This is a genomic window from Pseudomonas sp. P1.31, assembly GCF_001269815.1.
Classification (GTDB): Bacteria; Pseudomonadota; Gammaproteobacteria; order Pseudomonadales; family Pseudomonadaceae; genus Aquipseudomonas; species Aquipseudomonas rustica.
In genome coordinates, this window is sequence record NZ_LHVN01000033.1 from 35,582 (window position 1) to 50,146 (window position 14,565).

16 protein-coding genes are annotated in these 14,565 nt (G+C 57.9%); 12 read left to right on the forward strand and 4 right to left on the reverse strand.

Annotation, left to right across the window (positions count from 1 at the left end):
• Nucleotides 1-263 precede the first annotated feature (263 nt).
• From metG to AD669_RS21355, 8 genes are all read left to right on the forward strand, one after another.
• The gene (gene metG / locus AD669_RS21320) at nt 264-2,315 is read left to right on the forward strand and encodes a methionine--tRNA ligase (RefSeq protein WP_053123395.1); all 2,052 of its coding nucleotides are present in this window, start codon (nt 264-266) and stop codon (nt 2,313-2,315) included.
• A gap of 114 nt (nt 2,316-2,429) precedes the next feature.
• Nucleotides 2,430-2,999: an electron transport complex protein RnfA gene (locus AD669_RS21325; protein WP_053123397.1), complete on the forward strand. Its 570-nt coding sequence runs from the start codon at nt 2,430-2,432 to the stop codon at nt 2,997-2,999.
• Nucleotides 2,996-4,201, forward strand: a complete 1,206-nt coding sequence (gene rsxB / locus AD669_RS21330; protein WP_053123399.1) for an electron transport complex subunit RsxB — start codon at nt 2,996-2,998, stop codon at nt 4,199-4,201. Before AD669_RS21325 ends, rsxB begins: the two co-directional genes overlap by 4 nt.
• Nucleotides 4,188-5,171, forward strand: coding sequence for an RnfABCDGE type electron transport complex subunit D (locus AD669_RS21335; RefSeq protein WP_053123401.1), 984 nt, complete (start codon nt 4,188-4,190; stop codon nt 5,169-5,171). Before rsxB ends, AD669_RS21335 begins: the two co-directional genes overlap by 14 nt.
• Nucleotides 5,168-5,773, forward strand: a complete 606-nt coding sequence (locus tag AD669_RS21340) for an RnfABCDGE type electron transport complex subunit G (RefSeq protein ID WP_053123402.1) — start codon at nt 5,168-5,170, stop codon at nt 5,771-5,773. Before AD669_RS21335 ends, AD669_RS21340 begins: the two co-directional genes overlap by 4 nt.
• Nucleotides 5,770-6,339 carry an Rnf-Nqr domain containing protein gene (locus tag AD669_RS21345; RefSeq protein WP_053123404.1) on the forward strand — a complete coding sequence of 190 codons (570 nt, stop codon included), beginning with the start codon at nt 5,770-5,772 and terminating at the stop codon, nt 6,337-6,339. Before AD669_RS21340 ends, AD669_RS21345 begins: the two co-directional genes overlap by 4 nt.
• Entirely contained in the window at nt 6,336-6,974 is a 639-nt protein-coding gene (nth, locus tag AD669_RS21350) for an endonuclease III (protein ID WP_053123406.1), read from the forward strand. The genes AD669_RS21345 and nth overlap by 4 nt, the downstream gene beginning before the upstream one ends.
• A 107-nt stretch (nt 6,975-7,081) precedes the next feature.
• Nucleotides 7,082-7,264, forward strand: coding sequence for a PA3496 family putative envelope integrity protein (locus tag AD669_RS21355; RefSeq protein ID WP_053123408.1), 183 nt, complete (start codon nt 7,082-7,084; stop codon nt 7,262-7,264).
• Between the two features lie 88 nt (nt 7,265-7,352).
• On the opposite strand, the gene AD669_RS21360 is transcribed toward AD669_RS21355, so the two are convergent.
• Complete coding sequence (locus AD669_RS21360; protein ID WP_053123410.1) at nt 7,353-7,979, reverse strand: response regulator transcription factor; 627 nt, start codon at nt 7,977-7,979, stop codon at nt 7,353-7,355.
• Nucleotides 7,980-8,453: 474 nt separating this feature from the next.
• On the opposite strand from AD669_RS21360, the gene AD669_RS21365 reads away from it, so the two are divergent.
• Nucleotides 8,454-9,098, forward strand: coding sequence for a hypothetical protein (locus AD669_RS21365; protein WP_053123412.1), 645 nt, complete (start codon nt 8,454-8,456; stop codon nt 9,096-9,098).
• A 113-nt stretch (nt 9,099-9,211) separates the two neighbouring features.
• Here AD669_RS21365 and AD669_RS21370 read toward each other — a convergent pair whose 3' ends face one another.
• Both AD669_RS21370 and AD669_RS21375 read right to left on the reverse strand, forming a co-directional pair.
• Nucleotides 9,212-10,429 (reverse strand): argininosuccinate synthase, encoded by a 1,218-nt coding sequence (locus AD669_RS21370; RefSeq protein WP_053123414.1) that lies wholly within the window; start codon nt 10,427-10,429, stop codon nt 9,212-9,214.
• A 129-nt stretch (nt 10,430-10,558) separates the two neighbouring features.
• Entirely contained in the window at nt 10,559-11,467 is a 909-nt protein-coding gene (locus tag AD669_RS21375; protein ID WP_053123416.1) for an OmpA family protein, read from the reverse strand.
• Between the two features lie 160 nt (nt 11,468-11,627).
• On the opposite strand from AD669_RS21375, the gene pyrC reads away from it, so the two are divergent.
• Together pyrC and rnt are read left to right on the forward strand one after the other, a co-directional pair.
• Complete coding sequence (gene pyrC / locus AD669_RS21380; protein WP_008079419.1) at nt 11,628-12,674, forward strand: dihydroorotase; 1,047 nt, start codon at nt 11,628-11,630, stop codon at nt 12,672-12,674.
• On the forward strand, nt 12,671-13,348 hold the full coding sequence (rnt, locus tag AD669_RS21385; protein WP_007916667.1) for a ribonuclease T: 678 nt from the start codon (nt 12,671-12,673) through the stop codon (nt 13,346-13,348). The genes pyrC and rnt overlap by 4 nt, the downstream gene beginning before the upstream one ends.
• Before the next feature lie 74 nt (nt 13,349-13,422).
• Here rnt and AD669_RS21390 read toward each other — a convergent pair whose 3' ends face one another.
• On the reverse strand, nt 13,423-14,025 hold the full coding sequence (locus tag AD669_RS21390) for a peroxiredoxin (protein WP_003227723.1): 603 nt from the start codon (nt 14,023-14,025) through the stop codon (nt 13,423-13,425).
• 314 nt (nt 14,026-14,339) lie between these two features.
• On the opposite strand from AD669_RS21390, the gene AD669_RS21395 reads away from it, so the two are divergent.
• Nucleotides 14,340-14,558, forward strand: coding sequence for a bacterioferritin-associated ferredoxin (locus AD669_RS21395; protein ID WP_003227725.1), 219 nt, complete (start codon nt 14,340-14,342; stop codon nt 14,556-14,558).
• The last annotated feature ends 7 nt before the right edge of the window (nt 14,559-14,565 follow it).

Here is a 14,565-nt window from a genome sequence, read left to right on the forward strand (position 1 = left end):
TTGAGGCGAACAGATTACTTGAGCTGAAAAACCATTGTGGCGAGGGGATTTATCCCCGCTGGGTGGCGAAGCCGCCCCAAAATCGCAAAGCTCGGTGTATCAGGTAGACCGAGCTCTCTGGTTTTACGACTGCTACGCAGCCGGACGGGGATAAATCCCCTCGCCACAAATGCACTCAAAGTACCCAGCGGCGCAGGGGTGAAAAATATGCGCCAGCGCTTTATAGTGGCCGACCTCCGTTTCATCAAGTAGCGAAGCCCCACATGTCCGAACCACGCAAGATCCTCGTCACCAGCGCCCTGCCCTACGCCAACGGTTCGATTCACCTTGGCCATATGCTGGAATACATCCAGACCGATATGTGGGTGCGCTTCCAGAAGCATCGCGGCAATCAATGCATCTACGTCTGCGCCGACGACGCCCACGGTTCGGCGATCATGCTGCGCGCGGAAAAGGAAGGCATCACCCCGGAACAACTGATCGCCAACGTGCAGGCTGAACACAGCGCCGACTTTGCCGAGTTCCTGGTTGATTTCGACAACTTCCACTCCACTCACGCTGAAGAAAACCGTGAGCTGTCGAGCCAGATCTACCTGAAGCTGCGTGACGCCGGGCACATCGCTCAACGCTCGATCACCCAGTATTTCGACCCGGAAAAGAAAATGTTCCTGGCCGACCGCTTCATCAAGGGCACCTGCCCGAAATGCGGCACTGAAGACCAGTACGGCGACAACTGCGAAAAATGCGGTGCGACCTACGCCCCGACTGATCTGAAGGATCCGAAGTCGGCGATCTCTGGCGCCACCCCGGTGCTCAAGGATTCCCAGCACTTCTTCTTCAAACTGCCGGACTTCCAGGAAATGCTGCAAACCTGGACCCGCAGCGGCACCCTGCAAGACGCCGTCGCCAACAAAATCGCCGAATGGCTGGACGCCGGCCTGCAACAGTGGGACATCTCCCGCGATGCGCCGTACTTCGGTTTCGAGATTCCGGGCGAGCCTGGCAAGTACTTCTACGTGTGGCTGGATGCACCGATCGGCTACATGGCCAGCTTCAAAAACCTGTGCGACCGTACGCCGGAGCTGGATTTCGACGCGTTCTGGGCCAAGGACTCCAGCGCCGAGCTGTACCACTTCATCGGCAAGGACATCGTCAACTTCCACGCACTGTTCTGGCCAGCCATGCTTGAAGGCGCGGGCTACCGCAAGCCGACCGGCATCAACGTGCACGGCTACCTGACCGTCAACGGCCAGAAGATGTCCAAATCCCGCGGCACGTTCATCAAGGCCCGCACGTATCTGGATCACCTGTCGCCGGAATACCTGCGCTATTACTACGCGGCCAAACTCGGTCGTGGCGTTGACGACCTCGACCTGAACCTCGAAGACTTCGTGCAGAAGGTCAACTCCGACCTGGTCGGCAAGGTCGTCAACATCGCCAGCCGTTGCGCCGGATTCATTCAAAAAGGCAACGCCGGCCTGCTGGTCGACAACAATGCTGCGCCAGAGCTGACCGAGGCTTTCCTCGCCGCCGCGCCAAGCATTGCCGACGCCTATGAAGCCCGCGATTTCGCCCGCGCCATGCGTGAAATCATGGGTCTGGCCGACCGCGCCAACGCCTGGATTGCCGACAAGGCACCATGGTCGTTGAACAAGCTGGAAGGCAAACACGATGAAGTCCAGGCGATCTGCGCCACCGGCATCAACCTGTTCCGCCAACTGGTGATCTTCCTCAAACCGGTGCTGCCGTTGCTGGCCGCCGATGCCGAGGCGTTCCTCAACGTCGCCCCGCTGACCTGGAACGACCACGCGACCCTGCTGGCCAATCATCAACTGAACGAGTTCAAGCCGTTGATGACCCGCATCGACCCGGTAAAAGTCCAAGCGATGACCGACGCCTCGAAAGAAGACCTGACCGCCAGCCAGACCGACACCGGTGCCGCCGCCCCTGCGGGCAATGGCGAACTGGCCAAGGATCCGCTGTCGGCGGAAATCGACTTCGATGCTTTCGCCGCGATCGACCTGCGCGTCGCGCTGATCGTTAAAGCCGAACACGTGGAAGGTGCCGACAAGCTGCTGCGCTTGACCCTCGATATCGGTGACGAGCAACGCAACGTGTTCTCGGGGATCAAGAGCGCTTATCCGGATCCGTCCAAACTCGACGGCCGTCTGACCATGATGATCGCCAACCTCAAGCCGCGGAAAATGAAGTTCGGTATTTCCGAAGGCATGGTCATGGCGGCCGGCCCTGGCGGTGACGAGATCTACCTGCTGAGCCCTGACAGCGGCGCCAAGCCGGGTCAACGCATCAAGTAACACTCGGCGGTGAATCGATCCCACAGGCGTGCCCGGCATGCCTGTGGGATTTTTCATATCTGGCCGGATAATGCCTAACCTTAAGAGACAGCCGCCCGTTTCGCTGGCAAAACCATGACCGAACTTGTGCTTACGCTCATCAGTGCTGCGCTGCTCAACAACTTCGTGTTGCACTGGCCGCTGGGCGTCGATCCGCTGTTGGCGGGAAGTCGCCGGCAGGTGCATGCGCTGGGGCTGGCGACGTTGTATCTGACGTTGATCGTCGGCGTCATCGGTTACGCGATCTGGCACTTTTTACTGGTGCCGCTGCAACTTGAGGCGCTGCGCCTGTTGGTGTTTCTGCCGTTGAGCGTCTTGTTGATCGCGCCGCTGTTGAAACGGTTGGCGCGCGGGTTGCCAAATCTGCATTTCGAAGGGTTATGGCCGCTGTTGTTGGGCAATGCCGGTGTGCTTGGACTGGCCTTGATCAATGCGCAAAACGATCAAGGCCTGCTCCACGCGACAGCGCTGAGCCTCGGTGCCGGGCTGGGATTCTGGCTGATACTGAGCCTGTTCTGCGATTTGCGTGAGCGCACCGCCGACAACGATATTCCCCTGCCCTTTCGCGGCCTGCCGATCGACCTGATCGGTGCCGGATTGATCGCAGTGATTTTTCTCGGATTCAGTGGACTGATCAAAACATGAGTCTGATTCAACGCATCGACGCCCTTCTGCCGCAGACCCAATGCGGCAAGTGTGGCCATCCCGGATGCAAACCCTATGCGCAAGGCATCGTTGACGGCGAGCCGATCAACAAGTGCCCGCCCGGTGGCGATGAAACCATCGCGACGCTGGCTGAATTATTGAAAGTGCCGGTGCTGGAACTGGATATCAGTCGCGGTTCGGCGCCGCCGCAAGTCGCCTATATCCGCGAAGCCGAATGCATCGGCTGCACCAAGTGCATTCAGGCCTGCCCGATCGACGCCATCGTCGGCGCGGCGAAATTGATGCACACGGTGATCATCGATGAATGCACCGGTTGCGACCTGTGCGTCGCGCCGTGCCCCGTCGATTGCATTGAAATGCATCCTTTGCCTTTGAGCACGTTGCCGGTGGTCGGCGGCTTGGCCTTCAGTCTTGAAGAACAACGCGCGCGCGCCTCCAAACGCGATCACGCACGTCTGCGATTCGAGCGCCGCAATGACCGGTTGCTGCGCGAAGAACAGCAAAAGCAGGCCGAACGTGAAGCCCGCGCCAAACGTGCTGCTCAGCCTGAGGCGACCGCGTCGGATCCAGTGCAGGCTGCGCTGGAGCGCGTGCGCGCCCAGAAAACTGCGACCGCCGATGCCGCACTGAAAAAAGCCAAGATCGATGTGGCGATGAGCCGTGCGCAACTGCACAAATCGCTGAAAGCTTTCGGCCATCCGCCGACCTTCGAGCAACAGTCGCAATTGATCGTGCTCCAGCAACAATTTGAAGCGGCGGAACAGGCCTTGGCGCAACTGGAAAGCAACGCCCCGGCAGTTGCGGCACCAGCCCCCGCGAAAGATGCCGACCTGAAACGCGCGAAAATCCAGTTGGCGATGCGCCGCGCCGAGCTGAAAAAAGCGCAAACCGCCGAAGCTTCACCGGAGCAGATCGCCGCACTGGAACACGCACTGCGCGACGCCGAACAAGCGTTGCACGACGCCGAAGCCACAAGCGATCAGCCTGCGCCTGACTTGGTGCGCGTCGAAAAACGCCCGATCGACAGCCAACTTCGCCAGTTAAAAACCGAATTGGCCTACGCCCGCGCCGACCTCAACAAACTCGAACGCCGCGCCGACACGCCCGACGACATCCTCGACAAGGCCCGCGCCCGCCTGCAAACCGCCGAGCGCCAGGTGCAAGACCATGTCGCCCCTTGAGGCACCCGACGAGCGCCTGCAACAAGCGATGAAGCTTGTGCTGCTGGCCCTGTTGCCGGGGCTGCTGGCGTTGTTCTGGTTGTACGGTTGGGGCGTGTTGATCAACCTGATTCTGGCTGTTACCACGGCGTTGATCGTCGAGGCGATTGCCACTCGACTGCGCCGTCAGCCCTTACAGCCGACGCTGAGTGATGGCAGCGCGATCGTCAGTGCAACATTACTCGCCGTCGCGCTGCCGCCCTATTGCCCGTGGTGGCTGACGGTGACGGCGGTGGCTGCGGGGCTGTTGTTCGGCAAGCATTTGTACGGCGGTGTCGGCAAAAATCCGTTCAACCCGGCGATGCTCGGTTTTGCTTTGGCGATGGTGATGTTTGCACAGCCGATGACTCATTGGCCGGCCCATGGCTTGGATCTGACGACAAGCTTTCAACAGGTTTTCTACATCGGTCAGGCGCCGGATGCCTGGGTGCAGGCCACCGCACTGGACAGTCTGCGCATCAACAAAAGCCTGACCATGGATGAGCTGTTCGCCAGTGATTCGGCCTTCGGGCGTTTCGGCGGTCGCGGCGTGGAATGGGTGAATCTGGCGTTTTTCGCCGGCGGGCTGTTTTTGCTGCAGCGGCGAGTGATCGCCTGGCACGCGCCGGTCGGCATGCTCGCCAGCCTTTTTGTGATCAGCCTGCTGTGCTGGAACGGATCGGGATCGGACTCCCATGGATCGCCGCTATTTCACCTGCTCAGCGGCGCGACCATGCTCGGTGCGTTCTTCATCATCACCGAGCCAGTCTCGGGCGCCAGAACGGCGCTTGCCAGACTGCTGTTCGGTGTCGGCGTCGGCCTGCTGACCTATCTGATTCGCACGTGGGGCGGTTACCCCGATGGCGTCGCGTTTTCCGTGCTGTTGATGAACCTTTGCGTGCCGGCGCTGGAACGGTTTGCCGCGAGTCGTCAGCCACAGGTGAGCCCATGAACCGCACGGGCAGCGCACTGACGTTATTGCTGCTGGCGGTGATCGGCATCGGCGCGACGTATCTGCTGCAACGTGATAGTGCGCCGCAGATCGCTGCCGAGCACCGTTTGGCCGACAGCCGCAAACTGCTCGACATGCTGCCCGCCGACAGCTACGACAACCAACCGCTGGAACAGCCGCTGACACTGACCGAGATGAGTCTGAGCCATAGCACGCTTACAGCGGGTTACCGTGCAACCAGGAATGGCCAGACCGTTGCAGTGTTACTGCGCAATCAGACCGAAGGTTACGCCGCTGCCATCGAATTGCTGATCGCCATCGATACCAACGGCAAATTGCTCGGCGTGAAAACCCTCAAGCAAAACGAAACCCCGGCACTCGGCGGGCCCATTGGCGATTGGCCGAACCGCTGGCTGCAAGCGTTCATCGGCAAATCACGCGGCGAACCGAATGACGCTGGCTGGGCATTGAAAAAAGATCAGGGGCAATTCGACCAAATGGCCGGGGCGACCATTACTTCCCGCGCAGCCATCAACGCGATCCACGATGCATTGCGCTACTTTGACGAGCATCGAAGCGCATTGCTGGGGAGCGCACCATGAGCCTGTCCAACTCGCTGATACTGGTGCTATTGCTGGGCACCACCGATTCTTTGGCCGGTGCGTTGGGCACGATGTTGATGTTCGTCGTTGTGGTCGGCATTTATGCTTTGGGCATGTCACCGCTGCGTTCGCGCCTGACAGATGGAAGTGCCTTGCTGGCCGGTGTGTTGCTTGCTGCAACGTTGGCCAGTTGTGCCGATCTATTGGCGCAACGCTGGTTCCTGGCGTGGCATCAGTCGTTCGGCCTTTATGGCGGATTGATCGCCTTGCAGTGCGTGGTGCTCGAGCGCAACGGCTTCTTCCGCCAACCGCTGGCGCAGCGCTTCAAGCTTTGCGCATTGTTTGGCGGTTTGATGCTGGTGCTCGCCGCGCTGCGTGAACTCATCGGGCAGGGAAGCCTTGGCCGTGGGTTGTCCGCGCATGGCTCAGGTCTTGTTTTATTCGGCGAAGGGCTGCATCTGGCAACCCTGGTGCCTGGCGCCTTTATTGTATTGGGGCTGCTGCTCGCGGCCCGTCAGGCGTGGACGCGCCCGAACTCTATTTCCAAGGAAACGCATCGCCCATGAATGCTGCAAAACGTCTTGAGATCTTTCGCCGACTGCATGAAGACAATCCCGAGCCGAAGACTGAACTGGCCTACTCCTCGCCTTTCGAACTGCTGATTGCGGTGATTCTTTCGGCGCAGTCGACCGACGTCGGCGTCAACAAGGCCACGGCGAAACTGTTCCCGATCGCCAATACGCCCGCCGCCATTCATGCCTTGGGGGTTGAAGGCCTGTCCGAATACATCAAGACCATCGGCCTCTACAACAGCAAAGCGAAAAACGTCATCGAGACCTGCCGCATGCTGGTCGAACTTCATGGCGGTGAAGTCCCGCAGACCCGCGAAGAGCTCGAAGCCCTGCCCGGCGTTGGCCGTAAAACCGCCAACGTGGTGCTCAACACCGCGTTTCGCCAATTGACCATGGCCGTCGACACGCACATTTTCCGCGTCAGCAACCGCACCGGCATCGCCCCCGGCAAAAATGTGGTTGAGGTGGAAAACAAGCTGATGAAATTTGTACCCAAGGAATTCCTGCTCGATTCCCATCACTGGCTGATTCTTCACGGACGCTATGTGTGTCTGGCCCGCAAGCCGCGCTGTGGCAGCTGTCGAATCGAAGATCTGTGCGAATACAAAGCCAAAACGTCCGACGATTGACTGGCTATTGGGTTTATCGATTCGTCGATTGAAAAAATCTTTTTTACCCGCCGCAGGATTGTCGATATAAGGAGCGCCAAAGGCCCCTCTTAGCCTGGAGTTAACCTATGAGTACCAGCAAAGAGCAACTGGAAGAAGCTGACGAAGATTTTGTAGCCGTGGACGCTGATGATGCCGAACCGGTAGTCGAGGTCGCCAAGACCAATCTGAGTAAACGCCGCACCATCGATAACCTGCTGGAGGAGCGCCGACTGCAAAAGCAATTGGCCGAGTACGATTTTGATGACTGACACTTGAAAGCCTCCCGAAACGGAGGCTTTTTACTTTCCACTGGTCGCTGAATTCGATCGCCCATGATTACGTCAGCGTTGGTCATGCTCAAACCAGTCCGTTGCGTTGCGCCAGCTCGATGAGGTCAACCAGTGAGCGGGCATTGAGTTTCAGCAATAAACGGGTCTTGTACGTACTGACCGTTTTATTGCTCAAAAACATGCCGTCGGCGATCTCCTTGTTGGTTTTGCCCCGCGCCAACTGTTGCAACACCATCATCTCTCGTCCGGAAAGGCGATCGACCATATCGGCTTCACTGGCATTGCCCAGACTGGTACGCACGGTATGCAGCGCTTGATTCGGAAAATAACTGTAACCGGAGAGTACGGCTTTGATGGCGCTGAGCAACTCCGTCAGATCCTGTTGTTTACACACATAACCCGCCGCGCCCGACTGCATGCAACGCATGGAGAAGTGTCCGGGGGCCTGTGAAGTCAGCACCAGTACCTTCATCGGCATGGCCACCGAACTTAGCCGTGCAATAACTTCCAGGCCGTCCAGTTTTGGAATTCCAATGTCCAGAATCACGATATCCGGCATTTGTTCGCGAGCCAGTTGCAATGCATCGACACCATTATCGGTTTCAGCAATCACTTCGTAGCCATGACGCTCCATCAGCATACGTACCGCGAGACGAATGACGGGGTGATCATCCACGATCAGCACTTTATTCATGGGCAGGTCCAATTTCGCTGTTCGATTTTTAGAGCCCGCACAATAGCCTAGTCAATTCACTCGTGGCACAGCGCAGTTCTCTTGCACTTGCAGCGCAAGACATTCCCTACAACCAATGAGGATTATTCCTACAAGAAATACACTTGCTGCTATCGAATGGGCTGTACGTGCATTCTTCACTTCATTCAGGCGCGTCTTAACCCGCTGATATTTTTAGTACAAAATTTTCATACAGATCCGTTGCCTGCCCGAAAAATACGCCGCCGTCCAAGCCATTGGGCATGCGGATACAGCTCGGAAAAGCTGCTTGCTCTCGCGCTTCAGAGAATATCGGCAACTAACTTCGCTTTGCAAAAAATCTGAAACAAGACACTTCTACCCACACGGCAATTTTTAATATAAACATTAAAGCCGCAAAACTTTAACCACACACTTAATAAAATCAGCGACCTCAAAATCAATAGAGCCAACACCATGCGGAACTTTAAAAAGAAAATCTCCAACCCAATGACGATTATCGCGATCTTCGCGTTTATTTCGGAAACTTCCGCAGCGGTATCACTACCCTTTCTGGATAACAATGAGCGTGAAATTTACATATGGTTTTTAATCAGCTTTCCATTTTATTTGTTGTTTTTGTTTTTTATTACCTTGAACTTCAACTACCGATCGCTTTACGCGCCGTCTGACTTCGACAAGGATGATAACTTTCTGAAAGCGTTTGAAGACCTTAGATCCGGCGACCATCAACTCGATCCTCTTTCGAAAACGTCCGAGCGTACCGGCAACGTACCCGATCCACCCACTCCCAGCGATTGGGCGACGCCGCCGTGGATCGAACATCACGTGCATTTGCCCAAACCCATGAACGCGCTGCGGGTAATTGATGTACGACCGATGAACAGCAAGGCGCAATTCGATCAGTTGCAGGCAAGTCTCACAGTCACCAGCAGGCCATTGGTAAGGTTCATGGTATTTCTAACTGATCCCGCGTCAGAGGCCTTGCTCAAGCAAATAAGGCTCAGCCCCGGCAAACAGACGAAAAAAGGCACAGCGAACACGCTCTACATCGCCTACAACGTCAGCCAGCAGATCACGACAATTTTGAGAGGAGATTAAAAGGCGGGCGAATATCGTGAAGAACACAGATAACGCAAAAAGCAGGAAGGGTTTGAACAGTGGCAGCCTTGTCGCGATGACAAGGCTGCCCTTTCATTCCAGGCCCGAGGGGCTTAGAACAGCTTGCGGCCCTTGTTGGCAGCAATACGCATGCGCAGCGCGTTGAGCTTGATGAAGCCCGCCGCGTCGGCCTGGTTGTAAGCACCGCCGTCTTCTTCGAAGGTTGCGATGTTGGCATCGAACAGCGAATCGTCGGACTTGCGGCCAGTAACGATCACGTTGCCTTTGTACAACTTCAGACGCACAACACCGTTCACGTTGACCTGCGACGCGTCGATCATCTGTTGCAGCATCAGACGCTCAGGGCTCCACCAGTAACCGGTGTAGATCAGGCTGGCGTACTTCGGCATCAACTCGTCTTTGAGGTGAGCGACTTCTCGATCCAGAGTGATCGATTCGATGGCGCGGTGAGCGCGCAGCATGATGGTGCCGCCCGGGGTTTCGTAGCAGCCACGGGATTTCATGCCGACGTAACGGTTTTCAACGATGTCGAGACGACCGATGCCGTGCTCGCCGCCGATCTTGTTCAGCGTAGCCAGAACAGTGGCCGGGGTCATTTCGACGCCGTCCAGCGCAACGATGTCGCCGTTACGGTAAGTCAGTTCCAGGTACTGTGGTTTGTCAGGAGCGTTCTCCGGGGAGACGGTCCATTTCCACATGTCTTCTTCGTGCTCGGTCCAAGTGTCTTCCAGCACGCCGCCTTCATAGGAGATGTGCAGCAGGTTGGCGTCCATCGAGTACGGGGATTTCTTCTTGCCGTGACGCTCGATCGGGATCGCGTGCTTCTCGGCGTAGTCCATCAGCTTCTCGCGGGACAGCAGATCCCACTCACGCCAAGGGGCAATCACTTTTACGCCCGGCTTGAGTGCGTAGGCACCCAGCTCGAAACGTACCTGGTCGTTGCCCTTGCCGGTGGCGCCATGGGAAATGGCGTCAGCGCCGGTTTCGTTGGCGATTTCGATCAAACGCTTGGCGATCAGCGGACGTGCGATGGAGGTACCCAGCAGGTACTCTCCTTCGTAAACGGTGTTGGCGCGGAACATCGGGAACACGAAATCACGCACGAATTCTTCGCGCAGATCGTCGATGTAGATTTCTTTGACGCCCATGGCCTGAGCCTTGGCGCGGGCCGGCTCGACCTCTTCGCCTTGACCGAGATCAGCGGTGAAAGTCACCACTTCACAGTTATAAGTATCCTGCAGCCACTTGAGGATCACCGAAGTGTCCAGGCCGCCGGAATACGCCAGAACGACCTTGTTTACGTCCGCCATGCCATCACTCCACGGGGTTCTACGGAAAGCCGAGGAGTCTACCGCCCAAACGCGATAATTTACAGAGGCGCGACAGCTTAAGACGACAAAGCGACAGAATCTGTCGAGAGCGCGACGATGACCGGCGGGTCAGGAAGTTGCTGCAGTGCTCGCTGGTGTACTCGCTTGCGGCGCCGGAGCCGCGACTGGCGTAACCCGCGCAAGGTGCACATTGACCCGCCGGTTCTTCGCCCGGTTCGCCGCACTGGTGTTGGGCACCACCGGATACTGCTCACCGTGGAACCGCACGGTGATCTGCGACTCTTGAATGCCATTGGCCTTGAAGTAGTCGACCACCGCCAGCGCCCGGCGGCGCGACAGTTCACGGTTGGTCAGACGGTTGCCGCTGTTGTCCGAGTGGCCGTCGAGCTCGATGTGATTAACCGTCGGATCTGCCTTCATGTACTCCAGCATGACCGCGAGTTTGGCTTTGGCGGCGGCGTCGAGATCGGTGCCTTCGCCGGGAAAACCGATTTGCGACTGTTTAACCTGATCGAAATTCTGCGGCAACAATTTCGCCACGCAGGTTTGATAGTCGTTAAACGCTTTGCTGAATTTGACCGGCAACAGGCGCACTTCCGAGACCCGACCATCACTCGACGCGCGACGCACGACCGGACTGCGACCGTCCAGCAGACCGCTGATCAAACCGCCGGCCTGGGACTGCGAACTGTTAAACAAGACATTACCGCTGCCAATCCTGACGCTGCCCAGATTGATATCGCCGCGTCCCGGCTGCCATGGCGCCGCCGCTGCGAGCAACGTCGCCGAACCGCCGCCCAGCATGGCGTTGTAGGCGTTTAGACGGAATATCGCCTGCTCGCCGGCCTTGCGCACGAACTCACCCGAGCCGAAATCTGTAATCGGCTGTGTCAGGCGGCATTCGAACTTGTCGCCGGCGACCGTCCACTCAATGTTCTCCAGACGTGTCTGGTACGTGAGCGCCATCGCGGGGAGGCTGGCAAACACACTGAGCAAGGCTAAATAACGCTGGCGCACGGGAGGCTCCATTGGCTTCTGAAACACAAAGACCGATTCACACGATGTTTACGGCATACCTACGGGATATCGGAAGGTTCCCGCAAAACTTGATAGCGAGTGCCTGCAAGAGTCTTTTCCGGTAGCATTCGCCTCAGTTTGACCCGCCTGGAATCCCCTCATGTCCGACCGCCTGACCCTGCTGCGTCCCGACGACTGGCACATTCATCTTCGCGATGGTGCCGTGTTGACCAATACCGTTGCCGATGTTGCGCGCACTTTTGGCCGCGCGATCATCATGCCCAACCTGGTACCTCCGGTGCGCAACGCCGCTGAAGCCGACGGCTATCGCCAGCGGATTCTCGCTGCCCGCCCGGCCGGCAGTCGCTTTGAGCCGCTGATGGTGCTGTACCTCACCGACCGCACCCAGCCCGAAGAAATTCGTGAAGCCAAGGCCAGTGGTTTTGTCTACGCCGCCAAGCTGTACCCGGCCGGCGCAACCACTAACTCCGACTCCGGCGTGACCAGCATCGACAAGATTCTGCCGGCGATCGAAGCCATGGCCGAAGTCGGTATGCCGCTGCTGATCCACGGTGAAGTCACCCGTGGCGACGTCGATGTGTTCGATCGCGAAAAGATCTTCATCGATGAGCACATGCGCCGCGTGGTCGAGCGTTTCCCGACACTGAAAGTGGTGTTTGAGCACATCACCACCGCCGACGCCGTGCAGTTCGTCAACGAGGCTTCGGCCAACGTTGGCGCGACCATCACCGCGCACCACCTGCTCTACAACCGCAACCACATGCTGGTGGGCGGGATTCGGCCGCACTTCTATTGCCTGCCGATCCTCAAGCGCAACACGCATCAGGAAGCCCTGCTCGACGCCGCCACCAGCGGCAGCGCGAAGTTCTTCCTCGGCACCGATTCGGCACCGCACGCCCAGCACGCCAAGGAAGCCGCTTGCGGCTGCGCCGGCTGCTACACCGCGTACGCCGCCATCGAAATGTACGCCGAAGCCTTCGAACAGCGTAACGCCCTAGACAAACTCGAAGCTTTCGCCAGCCTCAACGGCCCGCGCTTCTACGGCCTGCCGGCGAACACTGATCGCATCACCCTGGTTCGTGAAGAATGGACCGCCCCGACCAGCCTGCCCTTCGGCGAGCTGACCGTAATCCCGCTGCGCGCCGGTGAAAAACTGCGCTGGCGCCTGCTGGAGGAACACGCGTGAGTGAAGACCATTTCGACGACGAACTGGACGGTCAAAGTGGCGGCGGCGGTTCCCGTCACCCGATGGCAGCACGCTTTCGCGGCTACCTGCCGGTTGTCGTCGACGTAGAAACCGGTGGCTTCAACTCGGCCACCGACGCGTTGCTGGAAATTGCTGCGACCACCATCGCCATGGATGAAAAGGGCTTTGTTTACCCGGATCACACCTACTTCTTCCGCGTTGAGCCGTTCGAAGGCGCCAACATTGAAGCAGCAGCGCTGGAGTTCACCGGGATCAAGCTCGATCACCCACTGCGCATGGCCGTCAGCGAAGAAACCGCGCTGACCGACATCTTCCGTGGCATTCGCAAAGCGCTGAAGGCCAACGGCTGCAAGCGCGCGATTCTGGTCGGCCACAACAGCAGCTTCGACCTCGGCTTCCTCAACGCTGCGGTCGCGCGACTGGACATGAAGCGCAACCCGTTCCACCCGTTCTCCAGCTTCGACACCGCGACACTGGCCGGTCTGGCCTACGGTCAAACCGTACTGGCGAAAGCCTGTCAGGCAGCCGACATCGACTTCGACGGCCGTGAGGCGCACTCCGCGCGTTACGACACCGAGAAAACCGCAGAGCTGTTCTGCGGCATCGTCAACCGCTGGAAACAGATGGGCGGCTGGGAAGATTTCGACGACTGATCCTCGCTGAGTAAATCCCGCGCATAAAAAAACCGGCTCAATGAGCCGGTTTTTTTGTACCTCGACGTTGCGCCTTACAGGGCAGCAGCGTTCTCGGTCAGGTATGCCGCAACGCCTTCTGGCGAAGCGTTCATGCCTTTGTCGCCTTTTTTCCAGTTGGCAGGGCAAACTTCGCCGTGCTCTTCGTGGAATTGCAGAGCGTCGACCAGACGGATCAGCTCTTCCATGTTACGGCCCAGCGGCAGGTCGTTGATGATCTGCGAGCGGACAACGCCTTTGTCGTCGATCAGGAACGCGCCACGGAACGCTACGCCGCCTTCGGATTCAACGTCGTAAGCCTTGGCGATGTCGTGCTTCATGTCGGCAGCCATGGTGTATTTCACCTGGCCGATGCCGCCATTGTTCACTGGAGTGTTGCGCCATGCGTTGTGAGTGAAGTGCGAGTCGATCGACACAGCGATCACTTCAACGTTGCGGGCCTTGAAGTCAGCCATGCGGTTGTCCAGAGCGATCAGCTCGGACGGGCAGACGAAGGTGAAGTCCAGTGGGTAGAAGAACACCAGGCCGTATTTGCCTTTGATGGCCGAGGACAGGGTGAAGCTGTCAACGATCTCGCCATTGCCGAGTACGGCCGGGACGGTGAAGTCAGGGGCTTGTTTGCCTACGAGTACGCTCATTGATATCTCCTGGTGTAGAAACTTGAAGTTCAGGGTTTGCGCCAGCCTGCCATCCTCAGACGACAGCCCTGTGACACGAACCCCCTTCGCAAGGGCCGACCATCATACACTGCGAATTTGGCCTGTCCTTAACGGTTTTTTAAAGCAGGCGCAGAACCGTGCTGCATTTACAGGGCCAGGCAAATAGCCAGTAAATACCGTTCGTCAGTCGTAGCTGTTAATCCGCTGAAGCGGTCGGAAAGCACTTTGACAATCATTCTCGTTAACATTAAGATCCATCGCAATTGAGTCACAACCAGCGACGGTTCTCACTTATGTATGTTTGTCTCTGCACTGGCGTCACCGACGGACAGATCCGCGAAGCGATCTATGAAGGTTGCTGCAGCTATAAAGAAGTTCGCCAGGCCACCGGCGTCGCCAGCCAATGCGGCAAATGTGCCTGCCTTGCCAAGGAAGTCGTTCGCGAAACCTTGACCAAGCTGCAAACCGCTCAGGCTGCGATCCCCTATCCGGTGGAATTTACTGCCGCGTAATAACACC